The organism is Paenibacillus sedimenti, assembly GCF_014534655.1.
In the GTDB taxonomy this organism is placed as follows: domain Bacteria; phylum Bacillota; class Bacilli; order Paenibacillales; family NBRC-103111; genus Paenibacillus_E; species Paenibacillus_E sedimenti.
In genome coordinates, this window is the sequence record NZ_JACVVD010000018.1 from 1 (window position 1) to 22,459 (window position 22,459).

At 47.3% G+C, this 22,459-nt stretch carries 18 protein-coding genes; all 18 read right to left on the minus strand.

The genetic code is table 11. The features are described 5' to 3' along the window. The coding region (locus ICC18_RS29790; RefSeq protein WP_188178063.1) for an S-layer homology domain-containing protein at positions 1–1,174 on the minus strand (1,174 nt) is incomplete at its 3' end. A 356-nt stretch (positions 1,175–1,530) separates the two neighbouring features. Further along, the gene (locus tag ICC18_RS29795) at positions 1,531–5,466 is read right to left on the minus strand and encodes an S-layer homology domain-containing protein (RefSeq protein ID WP_188178064.1); all 3,936 of its coding nucleotides are present in this window, start codon (positions 5,464–5,466) and stop codon (positions 1,531–1,533) included. Positions 5,467–5,710: 244 nt separating this feature from the next. Then, a complete protein-coding gene (locus ICC18_RS29800) occupies positions 5,711–6,820 on the minus strand; it encodes an MraY family glycosyltransferase (protein ID WP_188178140.1) in 1,110 nt (369 codons plus the stop codon). A 133-nt stretch (positions 6,821–6,953) separates the two neighbouring features. Next, the gene (locus ICC18_RS29805) at positions 6,954–7,742 is read right to left on the minus strand and encodes a WecB/TagA/CpsF family glycosyltransferase (RefSeq protein ID WP_188178065.1); all 789 of its coding nucleotides are present in this window, start codon (positions 7,740–7,742) and stop codon (positions 6,954–6,956) included. 47 nt (positions 7,743–7,789) lie between these two features. Further along, positions 7,790–8,977, minus strand: a complete 1,188-nt coding sequence (gene csaB / locus ICC18_RS29810; RefSeq protein ID WP_188178066.1) for a polysaccharide pyruvyl transferase CsaB — start codon at positions 8,975–8,977, stop codon at positions 7,790–7,792. After that, a complete protein-coding gene (locus ICC18_RS29815) occupies positions 8,953–11,004 on the minus strand; it encodes a DUF5693 family protein (protein WP_188178067.1) in 2,052 nt (683 codons plus the stop codon). The genes csaB and ICC18_RS29815 overlap by 25 nt, the downstream gene beginning before the upstream one ends. 250 nt (positions 11,005–11,254) lie before the next feature. Then, positions 11,255–12,949 (minus strand): phospho-sugar mutase, encoded by a 1,695-nt coding sequence (locus ICC18_RS29820; protein ID WP_188178068.1) that lies wholly within the window; start codon positions 12,947–12,949, stop codon positions 11,255–11,257. Positions 12,950–12,981: 32 nt separating this feature from the next. Beyond that, positions 12,982–13,410 (minus strand): 3-hydroxyacyl-ACP dehydratase FabZ, encoded by a 429-nt coding sequence (gene fabZ, locus ICC18_RS29825; protein WP_188178069.1) that lies wholly within the window; start codon positions 13,408–13,410, stop codon positions 12,982–12,984. 152 nt (positions 13,411–13,562) lie between these two features. After that, entirely contained in the window at positions 13,563–14,087 is a 525-nt protein-coding gene (locus tag ICC18_RS29830; protein ID WP_223192994.1) for a CDP-alcohol phosphatidyltransferase family protein, read from the minus strand. Between the two features lie 99 nt (positions 14,088–14,186). Then, entirely contained in the window at positions 14,187–14,405 is a 219-nt protein-coding gene (locus tag ICC18_RS29835; protein ID WP_188178070.1) for a DNA-directed RNA polymerase subunit beta, read from the minus strand. A 28-nt stretch (positions 14,406–14,433) separates the two neighbouring features. Beyond that, complete coding sequence (locus ICC18_RS29840) at positions 14,434–15,300, minus strand: flagellar hook-basal body protein (RefSeq protein WP_188178071.1); 867 nt, start codon at positions 15,298–15,300, stop codon at positions 14,434–14,436. Between the two features lie 23 nt (positions 15,301–15,323). Beyond that, positions 15,324–16,217, minus strand: coding sequence for a flagellar hook-basal body protein (locus ICC18_RS29845; protein WP_188178072.1), 894 nt, complete (start codon positions 16,215–16,217; stop codon positions 15,324–15,326). Positions 16,218–16,248: 31 nt separating this feature from the next. After that, complete coding sequence (locus tag ICC18_RS29850) at positions 16,249–17,250, minus strand: rod shape-determining protein (protein WP_188178073.1); 1,002 nt, start codon at positions 17,248–17,250, stop codon at positions 16,249–16,251. A gap of 165 nt (positions 17,251–17,415) precedes the next feature. Next, positions 17,416–17,706, minus strand: coding sequence for a sporulation transcriptional regulator SpoIIID (gene spoIIID / locus ICC18_RS29855; RefSeq protein ID WP_188178074.1), 291 nt, complete (start codon positions 17,704–17,706; stop codon positions 17,416–17,418). 315 nt (positions 17,707–18,021) lie between these two features. Continuing rightward, positions 18,022–18,762: a M23 family metallopeptidase gene (locus tag ICC18_RS29860; protein WP_188178075.1), complete on the minus strand. Its 741-nt coding sequence runs from the start codon at positions 18,760–18,762 to the stop codon at positions 18,022–18,024. 265 nt (positions 18,763–19,027) lie between these two features. Next, entirely contained in the window at positions 19,028–20,080 is a 1,053-nt protein-coding gene (spoIID, locus tag ICC18_RS29865) for a stage II sporulation protein D (RefSeq protein ID WP_188178076.1), read from the minus strand. A gap of 530 nt (positions 20,081–20,610) precedes the next feature. Beyond that, positions 20,611–21,930, minus strand: a complete 1,320-nt coding sequence (gene murA, locus ICC18_RS29870; protein ID WP_188178142.1) for a UDP-N-acetylglucosamine 1-carboxyvinyltransferase — start codon at positions 21,928–21,930, stop codon at positions 20,611–20,613. Between the two features lie 263 nt (positions 21,931–22,193). Further along, on the minus strand, positions 22,194–22,454 hold the full coding sequence (locus tag ICC18_RS29875; protein ID WP_223192995.1) for a DUF1146 family protein: 261 nt from the start codon (positions 22,452–22,454) through the stop codon (positions 22,194–22,196). Positions 22,455–22,459 lie beyond the last annotated feature (5 nt).

Sequence of the window (22,459 nt, forward strand, 5' to 3'; positions counted from 1 at the left end):
TGTACACATACACTGGAACCATTGTCATGCCTGGGCTTGTATCAGATGTAGCACCAGTCATTCTTTTGGTGTTGATTTTAACTACCAGATTGCCTTCATTATCTTTAACCAAGCTGCTGTCAAAACCGGAAACTACAGCTGTAAAGTTGCTCGCAGACATGTCTACTAATTCATCATATTGGTTTTTAGCAGCCAGTTTCACTTGTGCTTTTGTTGTTTGCGCAATTGTATCAGAAGCAGAAACGAAGTCAATTTTCTTAACAGCTTCAGCTTCTCCTGTGAATGTTACAGTTGCTTTATCAACTGCAGCTGTATCCAGACCGGAAAGAGTTACTGTGTATTCGCCCTCGCTAATTTTCACATCAGTCAAAGTCAGAACTGCGGACTTTTTGTCATCAGCGAATTTAACTGTAGTTGCTACATTAACACTACCTTTTTTCAGTGCCAATGTTGCTTTCGCAGTATCAACTGGTTTGTTGAAGTTTACAGTTACTTGTTTTACACCAGTTGCTTTAGCTTCTGTTACAGATACTTTACCAGCCGGTACGTATTGTTGCTTCGCTTCGTATGCGCCTGTCAAAAGCAGGTCGCGAGTTGCGTTAGCTTGGCCGCTGAATGTACCGTCTTCGCCGTTAGCAAGAAGTTTCAGTTCAAGTGCCAAAGCGACATAACCTTGAGCCCAACCGGATACAGTTGTGTCTGTACCAGTTTTAGCTTTTGCATCAGCGTCTTTACCCAGTACGCGAACCAGGAAAGTTGCCAGTTGTTCTTTTGTTACTTTACCCGCTGGGTTATATGTGTTTTCGCCGTAACCGTCAGTTACACCAGCTGTTTTCAAAGCTTCGATGTAAGGCAATGCATAACCATTGGCTGCATCGTCCATACTAACATCTGTAAAGCTCGATGTTTTCAAGTCTTTGTTGATTTCAAGACCCATGATCAATGCCGCTACTTTCGCGAATTGCGCACGGTTCATTTCGTCTTTCAAGCCGAAAGAAGTGTCGCTCACGCCGTCAAAAATACCGGCGCTGATCATTGCATCGAATTTCGCTTTCGTCGCTGCATCCAGATCTTTCAGATCTGTGAAGTCTGCGGATGTTTTACCGAATGCTACGGAAGAGAACATCGACAGTGCAACTGTTGCAGAAAGCACTACGGATAAGCTTTTCTTCATAAAGGTTGTTTCCTCCTAAGTATTTGAAGTTTTTTGTTATAAAAACTTATAACCAACGGGCGACTGTGACTTTCGCGCATACTTTTTTGTAGCTTCGCGTCTATCTCCTTGGCTACAAACTGAGTATACTATCTCGTACATCGAAATTCATTGATAAGAATTTTCCAGTTGGTAGAGTGCGAGACAATAGATTTTTTAATGCAATTTGCCTACAAGACAAGCTTACTATTGATTTATGAACAAATTGAGAATTGAAGCTGAATGATAAATAAAAGATTCCTTAAAATATCATGAAATACTGAGTAAACACAAAAAGACTGCATCCAAAATTCGGACACAGTCTTTCTAGTTATTGTTTAAGGTATTTTCTTTTGTTGCTTCAATACACGGTTTGCAATCGCTGCTGCTTGAGCACGGGTCATGTTGCCTTTAGGATCGAAACTGAAAGTTGGTTTCTTTTGGCCTTCGACTGGTGTGTTTTCAATACCATCGATGAAACCCGCTTTGGCTACAGCTTCTACAGATGCCAACGCATACGTATCAATATCAGCAGCGTCTGTGAATTGTTTCTTCAAATTAGCTAATGATTTTGTTGAATCCGTGCTTACTTTCATATTCGCCGCTCTCTCAATCATTACTGCTGCGTCTGCACGACTGATGGAATTCGTAGGCAAGAATAATCCATTAGAGTTTCCTCTGACGATGCCAGCACGGGCCCCGGCTTCAATATGCATGAAGTCATACAAGCTGCTGCTGTTTGATAATCCTAGACCCCTGCGTACATCGGCGAATGTACCTTGGAAGTTCGGATTCGTCGGATCGTTCGTATGATACGTTGTATCCTCATTTACTAAAGGAATTTCGAAAATGTTAACCAACATCGTTACAAATTCACCGCGGGTAATAGCATCGTTCGGTAGGAACTGACCTGCTGTTTTGTTGTTCATGATCCCTTTGGAATAAAGAATATCCAAGTAATCGCGAGCCCAGTCATGATTGGTTACATCATTAAAGCTATTATCCATGTACATGACTTGGAAATACCCGAAACTTTCAACCGGGACTTTAATGGTGTGGGATTTTGGATCAACTACACCACCAATATTTTTCCAGCCAACATACTGATTACCGGTACCGCTTGGATCAATAAAGGTACCAAATTGATACACGGATAGATATTTCCAGGAATCGTTACGAATTTCATCATCGTATTTCAATGTTAATGTTCCACGTTCAGTTGGAATAACTAAATTCTTGATGAATCTAGAGTAGAATGCTGTTTCCCCTGGCCCAAGAATGGATGGAGAAGGTAGATTGCCACTACCTTGGAGCGCATCTTTCAACGTCGCTGCTGTGCTAGCTGCACTAATATCAATTGTACCGCCATCAACCCAGAAAAGTTTGCTCGCCGGTCTAAAGCGTCCTGTAGGTTCTTGAAGGAATCGAGTTCCGGCCGGAGTTTCTGAAGCTTTATCCACGCGCCCATCATCTTGATTAGCAATACCAAAAACAAGATTGCGATCTGCTGAAATGAACTGCTCCGTTTGTGTACGATCATTTCTCATCAACTTCGTATCTTTAGGGAATGTCAGTTGAAGGTCGCCGCCGAATAAATTCATTTTCGATGCAAGGGTTGTACGATACTGAGCGCCTTCAATTGGCGTATTCAAGTTATTGAGAACGAAACTACCTTTAGTTTTTGCGGTACCACGAGTAATTTCAAAGCTAACGGTATTTTTACCAGCTTTTAAATTAGGTACATCGAGTCTGAATTGCCCAGGAGCAATCAATTTCGCTGATACTTTGTTATATATGATGCTATCTGCACCATCAGCTTGAACAATGACGGTTTGAAAGTTTGTGTTTACATTAGCTTGATCAATGTTGCTAGCGTTTTTTACGAAGTTCGTTGGTGAAATTAATACATAATCAACTGGCTGTTTTGTAACAGTTATCATTTTACTTGTTGTACGACCAGTCTTATTTTTGGCAACTAGTTCGAGTACATAATCCCCATATGCATCTAATGTTAGTGGCGTTGTAATATTAAACTTTGTCGTCATCTGGTTGTTATCTAATGGATTGACGACCTGAGACAATTGAGCCAGCAATGGAGTTGTTCCTGCTGTAAGAGTAGAACCGACAGGTACACTTCTTACATAGAGAATGGATGTAGATTCAGGATCCGCTGAGTTCAATTTTGCATTCAAAACAGTACCTGTAAGTTGTAGCCTATTGGAAGTTGTCAGGTAAGAACCTGGCAAGCTGCCAGCTTTATTAGGTGTAACTGTAGCGTCGAGGGCCAATTCCTCGATTAGAGGTGCAAAGTCGCTTAGCACAAAGACATCGTAATTGGTTTGAGTTACAAGTACTTTCGGGTTCGGCGCTGGTCCGTTTGGCCTTAAGTAAAGCGAGAACTTGATTGATTTTTTTCCGTCAGCATTGAACAAGGTCAAAAATGATGCTTCTGGAATTGTGAAAGTTCCATCTTTCGCATCAATCATCCCCGTAGTTGGGGGTGTTGCAGAAGAATCTCCTACTGTAAGCGGGATATTAGTATCGTTAACTGTCAATTCTACATCTGAATATCCAGTTTTAGGAAGGTTGACGATTTTACCCGTAATACATGGACCCATTGTAGCACCACATGTTAATTGTGTTTTGTTGCTTACTACCTTACCATTGTATAAGTTATTAACAATAACATATGGCGCGCTGGAGATATTTAATTTATAGACCTTAGTTCCAGCAGGATTATCTCCTAGAGTCGGATTCGTACTAGATGGTACTATTGTCATATCAGTTAAACCATCTGGAATATTCTCAAGAACGACCGTTGCAATACCGCTTGCATTTACAGGTACTGTTACATTATTTAAAAATCCTGGAATTGTTACTTTAACCTGATTGGAATTAGCATTTGTATGAATTCTCAAAGTAGCTGGGAATTCGTTAATCTGATTCGTCCCTTGCTCGGACAACTTGACTTCAAAGGCCGGAGCACTAGGTGGTGCGAAGTATTGAGCTACATGATCTAAATAAGGAAGATTCGGATTCGTATAGTTAAACAAGTATCTTGTTGTTGCCTGTCCACCTAAACTAGTGATAAATGTAACATCAATCTCTTGTGAGGTTGTTGTTCCGCTAAGAGGAAGAATAGCAGAGATATGATGAACATCATAAGCCGTTCCAGGCGTTACTGCAGCCGTTGTCGATAAACTTGGTGCAGTTCCTGCTGGAACTGGTGGAACTGCTGTTGAGTTAGCATTCAAGCTTCCCGTTGTCGTTACTGTTCCATCGGCAAAATTATATCGTATGGATGCTCCGCTACCTGCTACACTAATATCAGCATAGGTGTAATCAGCACTGCCTGCAGTTATATTGCCTTTGCTGTTTTTTAGATCTGCGGTAAAAGTAATATTGTTATCAGTACTGCTTTGTAAATTCGGTACATTAACAAGAGCTTGATTAGTACTGCTTGCAGATTCTTTAAACCTTACCTTACCGTTAAAAGCAAAACCCAGACCGTTATTGTAAACAAACGTTCTTTTAGCAGTGTAATAATTCGTTGGGTTCTTGGAGATAAATGTAATTTGATTATCCCCTGGCGTAAGTGTCAAATCAGAAGCTCTTCCGGTATTCATAAGGAAGGTAAAGATACCATTAGAGAAGTTCGTCGCTTCATATGTAGCTCCGGAGACGGTTGCATCTACTTGAAAAGCATTATTAGAATTACCTGTAACAGTCAAGTTCGTATACGGTCCTGTTGCCGGATACATGCCGCCATCCGCGAAATCGACATCATTAATTTTCAAACCAGTGATATTAGAAACAGGAGTAAAATAGATCCAAGCCGGCTTAGAGTCAACAGTAGATGTACCGCCATATTTAATGACAATTTTATTCAAACCTTCCGTTAACTGCACATTCTCAAAAGTAATTTGGTTGCTGTTATTCGGATTTTTAATCGCTCGATTTGTTTTATTGGGAGTTGAAATCCCTGTATTGAGATTTTTGATTTCGTAAAAGATATTCGCTATCTGATCATCGGAGATACCCCCAATATCAGCACTCAGTGTGATCGGATTCGATGTGATTCTTGGAACTGACGCATCTGAAAAGGGTGTAGGATCTTGGACCACCGTTGTATCATTAGGATCCGTATGTACGTAGTAATTCGTAATATTAATAACCGGCGCAGCAAAAGCAGTCATCGGCGGCAGGAGTGCGATCAGCATAGCTATCATCAGACTGATACTAATCCACTTGTTTCTGTTTGGTTTGCTTTTCAAAACTAGCTCCTCCTTATGTAAATGATATTAGTCAAGCCATGGTATTCTCTCAACTTACCAGTATTCGACAATCCCTCCTATGTACTTCCAACATTCTACAAGATTAGACGCGGCCATGAGCCAAAAGTTGTTGTATCTTTCTTATCGGTAGATTCGCAGGAAATGTTTAGAGCAAGAAAAAAATTCATAAAAAGCAAGAAAAACCCAGCCGCAATTGGCTGGGTTTGAATGATTTATAAGGGCGTTACTTGCCTACGCGATCGCTCTGGACAGGCTTGCCGAGCAGACGCTGGAAGAAGTTCAAGACAGGCTTGCGGCTCTTGCTGATAATGCCGATAGCTTCGGCGCCGACGAGCATCACCAGGAATAGTGCTACGATGATCATGACTAGTCCCCACGTAAAGTCCTGGGAGATAAACACGGAACAGACAACGGCGCTGCCGCCGAAAATAAGGGCTATTCCGTAGATAATCAGTACGCTTGTACGATGGCTAAAGCCGAGCTGCAATAAGCAGTGGTGCAGGTGGCTTTTGTCCGGTGCTGAGATCGGTAATTTATTAACGTAGCGACGCATGATCGCGAAAAAGGTATCGGATAAGGGCACGCCCAGGATCATGATCGGAATTAACAAAGAGACGACAGCGGCTTGTTTGAAGCCGAGAATGGACAAAGTCGCAAGGGCGAAGCCCAGGAATAAGGCACCGGAGTCGCCCATGAAGATTTTGGCCGGATGGAAGTTGTAGAACATGAAGCCTACGATACTTCCGAGTAAAATAACGCTGAGCAGTACAACGGTCACGTTCGGCATCATAAGAGCCAGCACCAGAATGGTGGCTGTTGCGATACCGGAAACGCCGGCGGATAAGCCGTCCAAACCGTCGATGAGGTTGATGGCGTTGGACACGCCAACGATCCATAATATAGTAATCGGAATGCTTAACCAGCCAATGTTGAAGTTGGTCGTTCCGAATGGAATGTTAACGAGGTCGATCTTTAGCCCGAATGCTACGACGATACATGCGGCGATAAGTTGTCCGAGCAGCTTCCATTTGGGCGAAAGTTGGAAACGATCATCCAATGCCCCCGTAATGACGATGACGAGGCCGCCTAGCAGCAAACCAAATGCTGCATCCTTGTTGACTCCGTCGAGTGCTGGAGAGATGACGAAATAAGCTCCGACGAACGCAAGGAATATGGCTAATCCTCCGAGACGCGGCATTATTCGGGTATGTACCTTACGATGGTTCGGGGCGTCAACGGCTCCTACCCAGAAGGCAAGTTTTTTGACCAGGGGTGTTAGCAGCAGCGCCATTAAGCACGAAGCGATAAACCCAATCGCATATAATCCATACATCTTCTTCTTCACAGCTCCTCTTATCTGGGGTGGCAGGTCATCCGCCGAAATGAATTATACTCCGAATTGTCCACAAATACCACTGCTAATTTTGTCTGAAATGACCTTTTTCAGGCAATTTTCAAAGATTTTTTCATGGTTTTGTGACTTTCTCTTTTTCGCGCATGACTTTCAATGCGAATTTCGGGAGTATAAGCATTCTCTTGTAGCGCCAAGGCTCCTGCAGAAGGCGGTAAAACCACTCCAAACGAAGTTTTTGAAACATGAGCGGCGCCCTTTTTAGCTTGCCCGAAAGAACGTCAAAACTTCCGCCGACGCCCATCATGACCGGCACGGCAAGTTGTTCCTTATATTTGGCAATCCAAGGCTCCTGATTGGCTGCTGATCTTCCTACAAAAAGGAGATCGGGCGCAGCCTGAACGATATCCGCGATGACTTCAGCGTCTTGATCAGCTCCAAAATAGCCATCGCGAACGCCGACTAGCTCGATACCTGGATATAACGCCTTTAGGCGATCAGCTGCAGCCTGTATCACATCCGAAGATGCGCCGAGCAGGTAAACCTTCCAGCCTTTCGGCTCTCCGACTTTCATAAGTTCATGGAGCAAATCATAACCCGGCACCCGCTCCGCTACAGGCTCACCCACATAATTAGCGGCCCAAACGACGCCAGTACCGTCAGGAACGATCAGCTCAGCCTCCTGCATCATGCGCAGATAAGCGGGATCTTCCTGAGCGGCCATCACCATGATGGGATTGGCGGTAATGATTTGATGCGGTTGTCTTTGCTCGATCGCGTCCGTCAAGTAGGCGACGGTTTGCTTCATTCCCATCTTGGAGACCGGAACGCCATAGATACGTACTTTGGGTATGGTAGCAGCTGCCGACGCTGCCGCTGAATTTGTAGTTGTTGTTAGGCTCATAAAATCTCTCATCCTTTATGACGTTGGAATCGGATATTTGGTTGCTTTTATTTGTTTCCAATATAAAAGGAAACGATTTGCTGCGCGGGGCGCTGCGCCTGCGCTTTCAGTTCTTCGATGGCGGCGCTGCGGGACGCCGCCCATTCGGGTTTGCCGTCGAGAAGCTGCAGCGCCTCGACGGTGAAGGCTTCGGCATCGAAGCGAGCGGTCGATGCCGCGGCTTTCATGCCGAGCCTATGGAGGAACTGGTCGATCTTCGGATCGTACGAGATGCCGACCATAGGCACATACTGCGAGGCTGCATAGATCAAAGAATGCAGCCTCATCCCGATCAGCAGGTCGCAGCCCGCGACCTGCTCGAGCATATCCTGCGGATGGACGACGCCGAGCGCCATCCCTACACGATCACCGTGATCGCCCAGCCGGTCGATCACGAACTGCGACGCCACCTCATCCGAGGGGAGGTGGAAGGGCAAGAACCGCAGCCGCACATCCGCGCGGGCTGCGACCAGTTGCCCCAAGGACCGCGAGAGAGCTTCCAACTCCGAGCGGTCCTGGTTCCAGAAGCGGACGGACACGCCGACCGTCCGCACGCTCGCAGGCGCGCCGTCAGCCGCGCCCGAACCCCCGCCGGACGCCTGCGAAGCAGCGTCCGTACCGGCCAGCCCGGCCGAGGGCCCCACCGCGCTGCGCGCATCGCGCAGCGGCAGGCCCATGACCGGGTCGGGCACGACCTCGATGCGCTCCCGCGGGAGGCGCATCTGCCCAAGCAACTCCGCGGACTCCGTGTCGCGGACCGACACATACCGGCAGCGTTTAAACACGCCGCGGATCCAGCCATCGAACATCCGGCGGTTCACCGGGCCGATGCCTTGCGAATAAATGAATGTCGGCTTGCCCAGCCACTGCGCCAGCTTCAAAACCGCCAAGTAATACGGGATCGTCTTGGCGCTTGTGGCATCCTGCAGCAAGCTGCCGCCGCCGCTGATTAAGCCGTCCGCTTCGCTCAGCGCGCTAAGCAGAGCTCCCGGCTTCATCCGATGGTACGCCTGAACCCCGTACATCTGGGATGTTTTCTCCGGATTCGCCGACAACACGATGGGCTCAATCCGGATTCCTTGGGCGCGTCCTTGCTCCTGCAAAGCAAACAGGATGGATTGAAGCACGGCTTCATCGCCGCTATTATCGAATCCATAGTAGCCCGATAGCGCTATTTTGACAACTGAGGCACCCATCGTTTCCAACTCCTTGCGACAATTTCCCAAGCTGCAATTAAGACGAGGCCAATCAATGCACCGAATACGAGACCGTACGTGATACGGATAAGTGAAATATGAAGCGGCGTATGCAAATGCGCGAACGTATCTACTATCGAGAGCTGCCCGATGACACCGATGAACATCAGATAAACCGCATTTTTATAACGAACCGCCAAGTAAGCCCCAAGTAAGAAGAGCGGATGAGCGAGCAGGAACTCTTTAGTCCGAGGACGCACGCCCAGCGTATTTTCCAAGAAAGAACGGAACAATTTTTCCACGGTGGAAGCTTGTCCTTCATTACCGGTACGCGACAAGTAATAAAAGATAGCCGCAAGCGCTACGCCCGCCGTTACGATCCATAGCACACTTATATAGGAAGAAAGAAGACGTCGAACGTGAGCCCACTTCTCGACGTACGTATTTTTCTCACTAAAGAACAGCAAGTACAATCCTGCAATCGCAATTGGCAGCAAGTGCAGCACACCAACCCCGCGGAATTGCTGCAGCACGAGCAAATAGGTAATGTGATTCAGCAGCGCAACCACATACACGACTCCGATTAGCGAGATCAAAGACGTTTTGAGAAGCTGCCACAGTCCATAAGCAATTCCTGACTTCCACTTGGCTGCTACACCGGAACGTACCGACCGGATCGCGAGCATGATTGCCACGCTCGGCGCGCTAATGGCTGTACCCAGCGCAAGGCCTTGCGCGTAAAAATTCGCCGACAAGGCATGCAAAGCAACCGCGCCCAGCAACCCTGCAACGAAAAGGAACAAAGCTAATTCCGGAACAAAGAAGGTAACCATAAGAACAATCAAACTTACGCCGCCCACAAGCATGAAGATACGTGCTATTTTCTGCCAAGCGGTGGTTTCCACTTTAAATGTCTCTGCTTGTCCTAATGTAAAGCCGACTTTCTCTATGCGAGGGATGGCCCCGTCCTTACCATTCAGACTTTCATAGAAAGCTCCTAATGGATCGACCAGTTTGCCTTTATCCAAGCTTTTTACAGGTTTGGCATTTAAGAAAACCATGCGGATATTGCGATCTTTGACCGCCAGCACGAATCGATCGGCAACGCCTTGAATGCGATCCTGGAGCTCAGCTTTTTTCAGAGGTTCTGTCAGCTTCTCCCCGTCTTTCTCGGTAAAAGAATGCAGTCGAACCACGTTATAGTTGGTCTGTTTCGCTAAGGTGTTGAACCCTTTTTGCGGTTCCTTCAGCAGCTCAATAGCCGCCAATCCGATTCCATTTTTATGCAGCAGATCAGCCATTTTGTTCAAGTTCACTTCGGTATTTTCTTCCGTGTAACCCGGAACTTCGTTACCGTCTACGATGATACGTTTCACGCCGATATCATGCAAACTTTTGAGCAGACGATCCATTTCATTGGTAACGAAAGGCCTGCGGTTGGAAAGGCGCACCACAATTTGGAACCCTTGGTCCTTCAGCATTTGCAGTGTGATCGGGTCCGGATCCATGGTCTTGATGGAGGCGTCATCCATGCTCATTTGAATAATAAGCCCGCTTCTATTTTTAAAATTCCAAGGTTTCGTGGCTACCTTCAAATCGCCAAACGTCTTTTGAATCAGCGGCTCCAACTTCTGCTGGGTCGCGTTATCGGCAAACAAGATATATGTGTAATTCTCGTTCGGCTCTCCAAAAGTTTGCGTCATTGCCATCGCATCACGCGAATTAAACATCTCGATCCGGCGGCTCGATCTTAATTCAGATAGCGTGCTCTCGTAAACAGCCATCGATCCGATGCCTGCCGCCTTCATATTCTTGAGCTGCTCCGTCACAAAGCTTTGCGGATTCGTCTGAATATCGGCAATATCGAGCAAATCACGATAATCAAAAACAAATTCCACTTTATTGACGGATGTTTCCGTCTGATTACGGGTAAAGGCTAAGGGCAGCGAGCCCAACATGCCGATAATAACAAGCCACCATAAAATGTTTTTCAGGGGATTATTCCATGTTTTATACCACTGAACCAAGTTGTCCACTCCTTAGAGTTTTTCGCAAGAAAAACTGACATCGAAAGCATATGCTGAGCTTTCCGGAGGAAAGCTTTCTTCGTAAGCATTAGCTATACTTTCCCTCTTACATTCGAAAACCTCTCCAGACTTGAAAGCCTAAGCTTAGGTCGAATGAAAGCGGATTTGACTTCCAACTATTCATTAGACGACCTATAACCGACTTTGGTTCTGAAGAGGTTCCTTACATCCTATTTCCTTATCCTGCTTTTTATCCGTCTACACGGCTAAGTACATATTGAATAATGCCATCTAACTGCTGCGAAGCCTCAGAACCTATAGATCCCTGCACCGCAAAATAAAATTTGATTTTCGGTTCGGTACCGGAAGGACGCAGGCAGAACCACGATCCGTCCGCCAATCTGAATTTCAATACATTTTCTCGTGGCAGTCCGTTAATGCCTTGTTCGTAATCCTCGACACCCGTCACGTTAATACCATTGATCTCAGCAGGCGGGTTGGTTCTCCAAGCTTGCATAATTTGGCCGATTTGTTCCACGCCGTCTTTCCCTTTGAGGGTTCTTGATTCAAGCTTTTCCAAAAAGTATCCAAAGGATGCGTAAAGCTCCTGCAGTACATCGTATAAAGTCTTGCCCTGTTTCTTATAGTAAGCGGCCGCTTCGCAAATAAGCATCGCTGCAATTACTGCATCTTTATCACGCGCATAATCTCCCGCTAAATACCCGTAGCTTTCTTCATATCCGAACAGGAACGCATACTCACCACTCTGTTCGAACTGAGTCATTTTTTCCCCGATATATTTAAAGCCGGTTAACGTATTTAATGTAGGAACTCCGTAATGTTTCGCGATGACCGCTCCCATTTCACTGGTCACGATCGTCTTTACGACGACGCCATTCGCTGGCAAAGTTCCGCGTTCTTTCAAACTCGATAGCAAGTAGTTAACCATGATTGCGCCAGATTGGTTACCCGTCAGCACAAAATATTCGCCATTCGGATCTTTCACCACTGCACCCATGCGGTCCGCATCCGGATCGGTTCCGATGATAATATCGGCATCCCACTCCTTCGCCTGCGCAATTGCGATCGTGAAGGCGTCCTTCTCTTCCGGGTTCGGCGATTTGACCGTCGAGAACTGAGAATCCGGTAGCTCTTGCTCCGCTACGACGCGTACTTGGCCGAAACCTACGGCTTTCAATACTTCGCGCACAGGCAAATTACCTGTACCGTGCAGCGGTGTGAAGACGATGCGGAAATCGTCGTTGATTTGTTTGATGATTTCCGGGTTCTGACTAACGGCTGCAACCGCCTCAATGTACTTCGCGTCGATCTCTTCACCAAGCCACTGAAGAAGTCCTTGTGCTTCCGCCTCCGCCTTAGTCAGCTTCTTCACTTTAGCAAAGGAATCTACACTCTGTACTTCTGCGATGACCTGCTCAGCAAAAGCCGGAACGAGCTGCCCTCCGTCTGCGCCATACACTTTATATCCGTTATATTCAGGCGGGTTATGGCTCGCAGTAATCACAACACCTGCTGTCGCTCCCAAATAACGAACTGCAAATGAAAGCTGCGGCGTCGGACGAAGCGCTTCAAATACATACGCTTTAACGCCATTCCCCGCGAATACCAGCGCCGCTTCCAGCGCGAACTCCGGTGACATATAACGCGAATCATAAGCAATAACAATGGAAGGAGCATCTGTACCCGTTCCGCGCACATATTGCGCTAAACCTTGGCTCGCTCGGCCAACCGTATAAATGTTGATCCGGTTCGTACCGGCGCCAATGACACCACGCAGTCCGCCTGTGCCGAATTCCAAATCTTTGTAGAATCGATCCTCGATTTCTTTTGCATCATCACGAATAGATAACAGTTCTTCCTTGGTTCGAGCATCAATTGCTGGGTCCTCCAGCCATAGTTGATATTGAGTTTGCACACGCGTCATAGTTGTCAGGTTCATCTCCTTTAGTCTATGTATTATTTATTAGCAAGGGCGAACATAAGTTCACCTTCGACTACCACCTTGTCGCCAACTTTCGCTATGGCTTGGCCTTTCACAACGGTTCCTTTAACCCGCGTAATGGTCATTTCCAGCGTCAGAGTGTCTCCAGGAACAACTTGCTCGCGGAAACGCACGCCGTCGATGCCTGCGAACAAACCGATTTTGCCTTTGTATTGCGGCATGGACAGAACGGCCACAGCGCCTACTTGTGCCAACGCCTCAACGATCAGCACGCCAGGCATTACCGGATACCCGGGAAAATGCCCTGTAAAGAACGGCTCGTTTATCGTCACATTCTTAATACCTACAGCTCTAACGCCCTCTTCCACTTCCAAAATGCGGTCAACCAACAGGAATGGCGGACGATGAGGAATAATTTCTTGAATTTGATTAATATCTAGCATAACAAAGATGCTCTCCTTTCAAATTGCTTGCATAAAATACAAGGTAACAACTTACAATAATGTTGTCCCTTCACGAACTGCAGGAAGTGAAGGTTGATATAAGGGAGCTTATGTATAGGCCTGATTGGCTGGTCGATACATAGGCTCTTTTTTCATGGGTACTCAGCTTTATCTTTACGGTTCAATAAGAGGAATTGGATAATATAGATAATCGAGGTAACGAATGAAACGATGATGACAAACCATAGGTACGTGATCGCAAAGGTTAATTCAAAGACGATAAATAGAATGGCCAAATAATAAAGGACGGTCGTTAATTTGCCCATTACATTCGCAGGGACCGTTAGCTTACCCCGAAAATGAAAGAACGCGGAGCCGATAATCATTCCCAAATCGCGAATGAACATGGCTGCTGCCGCTTCCCAGGGAATCATGCCCGAGATCAGCAGGGATAGAATCACTGTGATCATCATGCACTTGTCCGCAAGCGGGTCCAGCATGACACCCACTTGAGTAATAAGCCCTCTGGTTCGCGCCAAATAACCGTCGAGAATATCCGTAAGTCCCGCAAGCAGCAGGATGAGAAAGGCGATTTTGATATAGCCGTTGAAGAAGAACATGAGGTAGACAGGGATCAGGAGAAACCTGCTGATCGTGAGCATGTTCGGAATATTCAAGTTACCACTCCCGAGCCGTGAAATCTACAAAACGATCCTAAACCTCCTTCATTATACCGTTCCTTTCCAAAAAATAAAACTCCCTCGCGGGAGTTTCGGTTAATTCGCAAATACCAAATCGTACAAATGCCGCCACGTGCTCATATGGAAGATTTCCGAAGCAGGCTGTTGGCCCAGCTTGGTATAACCGATCCAGAGGCCGATATAAACGGCAAGCACCGCTAAAACGGGAACACGAATGATTTTGAGAATAAGAAATGTAATTTTCAGCCACTTCGGCTGCGGTTTCTTCTTTTTTGGAGTAGACTTGTCGGGCATATGTTGCCTTATCCCTCCCTTTCCTCTATCAGGCGCGCAAATTGTTCGCCAAGTTCATCATCTGATCCGAAGAAGTGATAGCTCGGGAGTTGAGCTGCAGGGCACGCTGAACCATGACCAGATCTGTCATTTCATCCGCTAGCGTCACGTTGGATTGCTCCAGATAACCTTGCATCAGCGAGACACGGTCTGCATCGTTATTGGCAGTGCCGTTGACGGTTTGCAGCACGTTGGCTTGCTCTGCAGCCGTCATGCCGGTTGGCAGCGTATACAGGTTATCTCCTAAATCCTTCAGAAGCTGCGAACGCACTACGCGAACCAGCTTGATTTCTCCAAGATTAATCGGCGCAGCGCTTGGATCTTGTTCATTATATCCTTTAACGGATCCATCCGGATCAACAACTGCACGGTAACCTCTAGGAATACTGATGACGCCTCCGTCTGCACGTCTCACGAAATGCCCCTCTTTGGTCGTCAACACGGTATTGCCTTCCGCATCAGGGCTTAGGTTGAACGCGCCGTTACGCGTCCAAGCTGTCCGGAATCCCGGATTGCCGTTCTCGTCAACGCTGCTGATCGCAACCTCAAACAGTCCGTCTCCCTGAATCGCGAAGTCCGTTGCATTGCCTGTCGACTGGATCGGCCCTTGCGCCAAGTTCGTCTGGATCTGCACCAAACGGGAGCCCCAGCCTTGGTTGAAGCCGAGCGGCGAGAACCGTCCTTGCTGGCGGAAGCCCTCAGGCTGGCCTTTCACATTCGTTAGAACGTCCTCGAATGAAGCTTCCTTCTTCTTGAAGCCGTTCGTGTTCACATTCGCTATATTGTTCGAAAGGATATCCAGCTTCTGCTGTAAGCTGTGCATGGATACCGATGAGTTAATCATGGAATTGTTCATGGCTTACTCCTTCGCGGGCCGGATTATACGCGTCCTACTTCGTTAGCGGCTTTCTCCATACTTTTATCATAAAATTGAATGACCTTCTGGTTCGCTTCATACGCGCGAAGGGCAGTCATCATGTCAACCATCGATTGCGCGGAGTCCACGTTGGAACGCTCAACGAAGCCTTGACGCACCTCAACCTGATCGCCTGCGGCAACTTGGGTAATGGTCGCTTCATCGCCGGGATTAATGCGGTATAACCCGTTGCCTTCTCTAAGCAGCAGATTAGGATTCTCAGCCCGGGAGAGCATAAGGCCGATCGGTTGCCCTGCAGCATCGACGATCTGCTGACCATTGCTGTCCAGGAATTCACCTTTATCCGTCACCTTGAACACATGAATCGGCTGGCCTGTCCCATCGATGAGACGAATCGGCTGGCCATCTCGTCCGACAACAAGATCACCATTCGCGTTGACCAACCGGCCCGCCGTATCGGCAGTGAATTTACCGTTCAAGGAATACCGCTGCTCGCCGTCGGCATTCAGTACCGTGAACAATGCCTGAGGCTGGAACGTCCGCTCGCCGTCCTCGTTCACATACTTACCAGCAGCATCAAACGTCATTCCAGGCACTTGAATGTTAGAGACAAGGGCAAAGTCGAACGGATTCTGCGTTTCCTGCAGGTCTCCCTGCGTATGTAACGAGATGCTCTCCTCCGAGAACACCCCGGTATTCAGCCTCCCAAGCGGTGCCGCCCCCGCGCCTTGTCCACCACGAATCGTGGAAATCAGCATCTCCGGGAACGAACGGGACAGCGCATGGCCTTGTTTAAAACCCGGTGAATTGATATTGGCAATATTATTCGTTATCGTATCATGTCTGCGCTGCTCAGAAATCATCCCCGAAGCGGCGGTATACAGTCCCCTTAGCATGTTTTCACCTCTTAGGAAGTATGCTGATTCATTAGTTGAATTTGCGTTTGCTCACTTTATCCAAATTGTCGAGCATGATGCCTGTTCCTTTGACGACGCAGGACATCGGATCTTCCGCAATTAATACAGGCACTTTAAGCTCGTCCGCGAGCAGTTGGTCCAAACCGTGCAGCAAAGCTCCGCCGCCTGTCAGAATAACGCCTCTATCGATAATATCGGCCGAAAGCTCTGGTGGCGTGCGCTCCAGTACGCCTTTCGCAGCCGTCACGATCGATGAAACCGGATCCCACAGCGCTTCCTGCACTTCGCTGGAGTGTATCGTGATCGTAAGCGGCAAGCCGGATACCATATCTCTTCCGCGAATATCCATCTCTTCATCTCTTCCGTGTGGATATACCGTTCCGATCTTGATCTTAATATCTTCGCTCGTCCGTTCCCCAATAAGGAGCTTGTACTTATTTTTGATATACTTCGTAATCGCCGTGTCGAACTTGTCCCCCGCGATTTTGATGGAGGAGGAGGTGACGACGTCACCCATGGACAAGACTGCGACGTCCGTCGTTCCTCCACCGATATCTACGACCATATTGCCGCTGGGCTGGAAGATATCCATGCCGGCGCCAATCGCTGCCGCTTTAGGCTCTTCTTCCATGAATACCTCTCGGGCACCGCTGCGCTCCGCCGCTTCACGAATTGCTTTTTGCTCAACCGAGGTGATGTTGGTGGGAGCGCAAATGAGAATTCTCGGATGAGAATACCAGCTTTTGCCCCCCACTTTGGCAATAAAATGCTTCAACATCATTTCCGTAATATCAAAGTCCGCGATAACTCCGTCCTTCAAAGGACGAATCGCTATGATGTTGCCCGGTGTCCGTCCGACCATGCGGAAGGCTTCCTCGCCTACGGCAAGCACCCGTTTCGTATCGCTTTCAATTGCCACTACGGAAGGCTCATCGAGCACGACGCCGCGTCCTTTTACGTGGATTAGTACATTCGCCGTACCGAGATCTATTCCAATATCCTTACTCAACATTCAAGTTAATCCTCCCTAAACTAAACCGTCCATCCCGTGAAGAATCGGCGCTCTTATATATAGTTCTAATTATAAGCTAAATTCGCTATAAATGCATGAATTCCTCTTTTTTTGTGAAAATTCGACAAGACCATTATAAGGAAGGATTCACGGATGTCGGAACCGTCAGGACTTGACGGTGACTAAGTTTTCGGAGGACTTAGGGCTGCGCGTTTTCCGGTATTTGATTTTTGTTGCTTCTCCTCCCCTAAGGTGCCTGATGGATTTGTGGTACTCCAAAATGTGCTTGACCTGATTGGCCAGGTCCGGGTTGATTTCCGGCAGCCGTTCCGTCAGATCCTTGTGCACCGTGCTTTTAGAAACGCCGAATTCCTTAGCAATGGTGCGAACCGTGTTCTTGGTCTCAACGATACAAGTACCAATTTTAATGGTCCGCTCTTTGATGTAATCGTGCACTCCCCTCGCCTCCCTACTCGAGATAGTTTGGTACATTATATGAGGGGCATGACTAGATATTCTACGTAGCCAAGCCTGACAAGCTGAATTCGCACATTTATTTTACAAAGGTCCCCCAAAAGTGACCCTAAACCTTCGAAGAATATTCCGTCCGCATTGAGCTTTTGCTCAATCGGCGTCTAAACTCACCATTCAAGTCGGTCAAACATCTCCGAATTGCTTCGATAAGAGTTTAGACATTACTTTTGGGGGAGCCCCTGGTGATTACGCAAAAAAAGCAGCGGGATGGACCCGCTGCTCTTAACATATGTAGGCTTATTGCTGTTTTTCGTTCAAAATCGTCTCCGGATTTACCGCAGCGCCATCACTGCCTTGGCGGACTTCGAAGTGCAGGTGTACACCGTCTTCTTTTTCGAATTCGTTGCGTCCCGCTTTGGCGATCACATCGCCTTTTTTCACTTCAGCGCCTTTAGTCACCTTCACGTCAGCCAAGCTTTGATAGACGCTCACAAGACCGTTGCTGTGCGTAATCTCGACGAGATTACCGACAACCGGGTTCTGCTCGACAGCGGTCACTTTACCGCTCATCGCAGCCAATACTTCAAAGGCGGAACCATCTTTTGCTTTATAATCGATGGCCGTGTGCGGTGTCAATTGATCCCCGTATTGGATCATTGCCGCTTGCTTTGCTTCATTCGATGCATTGGTGTCATAGAAGCCGATGGAAACGTCAACTTGCGACTTGTCTTTAAAAGGCAAGCCCATCGTTTCGGATTGTGCGGATACCGCTACCGAGTTGTCAGGAGCTTTGGTGCCGTCTGTCGCTTTCTCATTGCTGCTAACCTTAATACCCAGATCTTCTTGGCTGACTGTTTTTTTCCCGGCGTCCTGGTACACCCACATTAAGGTTAAGATAATTGCCGCTGCTGCCATATACGTTGCTGGGAATACCCACTTCTTAGCAAGCAACCTCTTCCATGCAGATGTAGTGCTTTGTGCTCCTTGTGCAGTTTTAGGAGCTTCTTCCTTCTGAAAACCTTTGTTTTGATCATTCATGGTTATCACCTCATCAACCATTCTTGACACATTTAAAGGTTTTATACTTGAAGAAAGATATTTTTATAGAAACGGTAAAGATATAAATCTAAGTTTAAAAATTCCGCTTTCAGAACCGAGAAGGTTGAACGAATCTCGGAGAAGGAGGAACGGAGCGTAGAGATTTGCTACGTGAGTACCGGACTTCCCGAATTCGTTCAAGATTCGATGTCGAATCAGCTCCATGAAATACTTCGTTATCAAAGTGGAATTTTAAAACATCCTCTTAAGATTTTTTTATAAAAGGGGTTGCTTTTTCGATAGAGATGCCAGTGTAATAATAGGCTACGATCTGCTCGGCCGTTTTGCCTTCCTTCGCCATGCCATTGGCGCCCCATTGGCTGAGGCCGACGCCATGCCCGTATCCATAGGTAGTAAACTCTATCTGCTGAGGACCTTTCCACTTCCAGGAGAATTGAGAGGAAGCCAATCCCAGTTTCTCTCTTACTTCACGGCCGGAGAAGATTTTGCCGCCGATCGTCATGCTTTTAATGCGGCGGCCTGCCGACCACTCTATCACTTTCATTCCTTTCGAGCTTGTACTGACGGTGGCGATGCTGGTTACTCCCAGCTTTTGAAGCATGCTTTTGTAGCTGATTTGGATGGTTTCCTGATAACGCGGTGAAAGCTTTGCATCCCAAGGACTTGGCACACTGCGAAGATAGGGGATCTTGTATGGCCAGTAGTCTTCCGAGTTTTCGGTATACCCGTTGCTCGTGGAGAAAAAAGTGGCATTAATCGGCTGGTGCTGATAGGTGAGAATCATATCTTTCGTATCGTTTACCGCTCTATCGATTTTGGCCATGTTCGCTTCGTACATACTCTTGTCCCACTTATCGCGCAGCTCTTGCTCGCTGAGATAGGCTTGATGGGCCGTTGTATCTGTAACAAGCGCATCATTGACAGGCATATTGCTGTAATCTTTCTCCAGCACTCTGCGCACTACATAGGTACGGGCGGCCATCGCCTGCGCTTTCAGCGCTTCCAGTTCGAACTCGATCGGCATTTCAGCGGCAAGTACCCCCTTGACGTACAGCTCTAGCGGAACGGTCTCGACCATATTTTTCTTAGTTAAATATACAGGGATCATTAGACCTTGTTCCGTAGTTTGAGCAGCCAAATCGCTTCCGGTATGAACGGGGCTGTTGGTGTGCGGAATCTTCTTGACTAGCAACCCAGGGACAATGATAGTGACGCAGAGCATGGTCGACAAGCAAACAGCCATCCAGAGGATGACCCTAACATTCAGAGACTTCAGAGCCTTATTCTTCTTGTACATTGTCTAGTGCCTCCATAACCGCGGTTGCTAGCAGGTAGTTTAGCTATACCTTATGGTTATGTGAGGGATTACTAGATTAGAACTCGGAAGATGCCGGCCATTAATCGCTAGGCAATAAACGTTTTCATAATTAATTGCAAGATCGCATTGGATTAAAATCCAATGAAATGCGTTCAGACCACGCCTTTGTGAAAAGTCTCATTTCAAAAAAAACGGCTTTTCATGTTGTTAATTTTGCTTATACAGCCTCTTCCGTCCATTTATTTGCATGTAGTGCCGGTAATCGAGCATAAATTGGGGAAATCCTTGTAGATAGCTGAATTAGCGGCACTATTGGTAGTTTTTTCACATTTCTAACATGATTTGCTCTAAAAACAGGCACTTTTTGCCGGAAAAATTTATCTGAGCACCTACAAAACTAACCTGCGCAAGGTTATGAATAACTCATCACTTACACGTAAATCGGCATGTTGCATAATCCCGGGCAAAAAAAAGCCGGCCCCCTAAGGAACCGGCTTCGGTTTCTAAACTTATGCTAACGTCGGCTGGATGTTGAAAAAGCCCATGTCAACCACTTCTTCCTCTACTTCTTTGGGTACTACGCGATGAATATCCGCTCCCAATTCGCGGAGGACGTCCGTAATGTCGACATACCCTCGGTCAATGTGATGGACGCCGGTGATCTCGGTTTCACCATCGGCCGCTAGTGCGGCTAGAATGAGCGCCGCTCCTGCACGCAGGTCGGTTGCGCATACTTTAGCGCCTTGCAGCTTCGCATTACCGCTGACGATAGCCGTGCGGCCATCGACTTTGATTTGTGCATTCATGTTCGCGAACTCTTCCACGTGCATGAAGCGATTCTCGAACACGGTCTCAGTCACGAGGCTCGTGCCATCCGCTACCATCAGCAGCGCCATCATCTGCGACTGCATGTCGGTCGGGAAGCCCGGGTATGGCAGCGTCTTCACGTCCACGGCACGGAGCGGTCCCGACGCGCAGACGCGAATGCCGTTCTCATCTTCCTCGATGAGGACGCCCATTTCTTGCATTTTCGAAATTACTGGTCTGAGATGATCTCCTATTGCGCCCTCCATGTACAGATCGCTTCCCGTAATGGCTGCCGCAATCATGTATGTACCCGCTTCAATCCGATCCGGAATAACCGTATGTACGACCCCTCGGAGCTTCTCTACGCCTTCTATGCGGATAACGCCTGTTCCTGCGCCACGAATAACTGCACCCATCGCATTCAAGTAATTGGCCAAATCGACAATTTCCGGCTCTTTGGCTGCATTCTCGATGATCGTTGTACCTTCGGCTAACGTGGCCGCCATCATAATATTCTCGGTTGCCCCGACACTAGCTACGTCCAAATAAATTTTGGCGCCTTTCAGGCGGCCTTTAATCTTAGCTTCAATATATCCTTGTCCCAGCTCGATGTCAGCGCCCATAGCTTCGAAGCCTTTGAGATGCTGATCGATCGGCCTTGTACCGATGGCACAACCGCCTGGAAGGGAAATTCTCGCCTGCCCTAATCTCGCTAAGAGCGGGCCCATCACGAGGAAGGATGCTCTCATTTTGCGGACAAGATCATAAGAAGCTTCGCAAGTGGCGATTTGCTGAGCGCGAACACGTATCACCTGTCGATTATATTCCACTTCAATTCCTAAACTCTGCAGTACTTTATTGATGACTAGTACATCGTCAAGGGGAGGCGCATCATGGATGACACTTTCACCTTCCGCCCCCAGAATGGAAGCTGCAATAATCGGCAGAACCGCATTCTTCGCTCCGTTGATCTTCACATTCCCAGCTAACTTTCGGCCACCGCGGACGATAATTTTGCTCATCATGGTCCCTCCGCGAACTTATTTTGAATAATACTGTAGTTTCCTGTCGATCTTACGCATTACACATTTCCTAAGTTTATCATTTCACCCTATATTGGACAACTGTGTTCTTTTGGCATTTCGATTGCCAACCATAGAGTTCGGATAGCGTTTCATTTTTTGATCCGTTCTATTATCCATTGTTGACAAGAAAACTGCGCATTATTCGAAAAAGTTGATTAAATGAAAGTTTCAAAAGTCCGCTTTGGCTTTTTAAACATCCTTCAGAACATTTTGCTGAAGCCCATGGAGAGTCCTAGATATTGGATAAAAAAGCTTGCAACCAGGTTGCCTAGAGCAATGGAGAGCAATATTTGCAGCATAATGGCTTGCGCGCCTTTGGGCATTTTGAGCAGCACATCAAAGCGGAACGACTGCAAAGCCCACCAAGCGAGACCAATGCACAGGATATAGACTACAATGTTGACCATATTCATCATCGACGCATATTGGGCCGCTTCACTCCATTTATCTGTATCCGTCATATAAA

What these genes read in the sequence shown, in the direction of transcription:
- ICC18_RS29800 (WP_188178140.1), bottom strand. Translation starts at nt 6,820, where the DNA reads ATGTATGGATTATATGCGATTGGGTTTATCGCTTCGTGCTTAATGGCG.
- ICC18_RS29805 (WP_188178065.1), bottom strand. Translation starts at nt 7,742, where the DNA reads ATGAGCCTAACAACAACTACAAATTCAGCGGCAGCGTCGGCAGCTGCT.
- csaB (WP_188178066.1), bottom strand. Translation starts at nt 8,977, where the DNA reads ATGGGTGCCTCAGTTGTCAAAATAGCGCTATCGGGCTACTATGGATTC.
- ICC18_RS29820 (WP_188178068.1), bottom strand. Translation starts at nt 12,949, where the DNA reads ATGACGCGTGTGCAAACTCAATATCAACTATGGCTGGAGGACCCAGCA.
- fabZ (WP_188178069.1), bottom strand. Translation starts at nt 13,410, where the DNA reads ATGCTAGATATTAATCAAATTCAAGAAATTATTCCTCATCGTCCGCCA.
- ICC18_RS29835 (WP_188178070.1), bottom strand. Translation starts at nt 14,405, where the DNA reads ATGCCCGACAAGTCTACTCCAAAAAAGAAGAAACCGCAGCCGAAGTGG.
- ICC18_RS29840 (WP_188178071.1), bottom strand. Translation starts at nt 15,300, where the DNA reads ATGAACAATTCCATGATTAACTCATCGGTATCCATGCACAGCTTACAG.
- ICC18_RS29845 (WP_188178072.1), bottom strand. Translation starts at nt 16,217, where the DNA reads ATGCTAAGGGGACTGTATACCGCCGCTTCGGGGATGATTTCTGAGCAG.
- ICC18_RS29850 (WP_188178073.1), bottom strand. Translation starts at nt 17,250, where the DNA reads ATGTTGAGTAAGGATATTGGAATAGATCTCGGTACGGCGAATGTACTA.
- ICC18_RS29860 (WP_188178075.1), bottom strand. Translation starts at nt 18,762, where the DNA reads ATGAATGATCAAAACAAAGGTTTTCAGAAGGAAGAAGCTCCTAAAACT.
- spoIID (WP_188178076.1), bottom strand. Translation starts at nt 20,080, where the DNA reads ATGTACAAGAAGAATAAGGCTCTGAAGTCTCTGAATGTTAGGGTCATC.
- murA (WP_188178142.1), bottom strand. Translation starts at nt 21,930, where the DNA reads ATGAGCAAAATTATCGTCCGCGGTGGCCGAAAGTTAGCTGGGAATGTG.
- ICC18_RS29875 (WP_223192995.1), bottom strand. Translation starts at nt 22,454, where the DNA reads ATGACGGATACAGATAAATGGAGTGAAGCGGCCCAATATGCGTCGATG.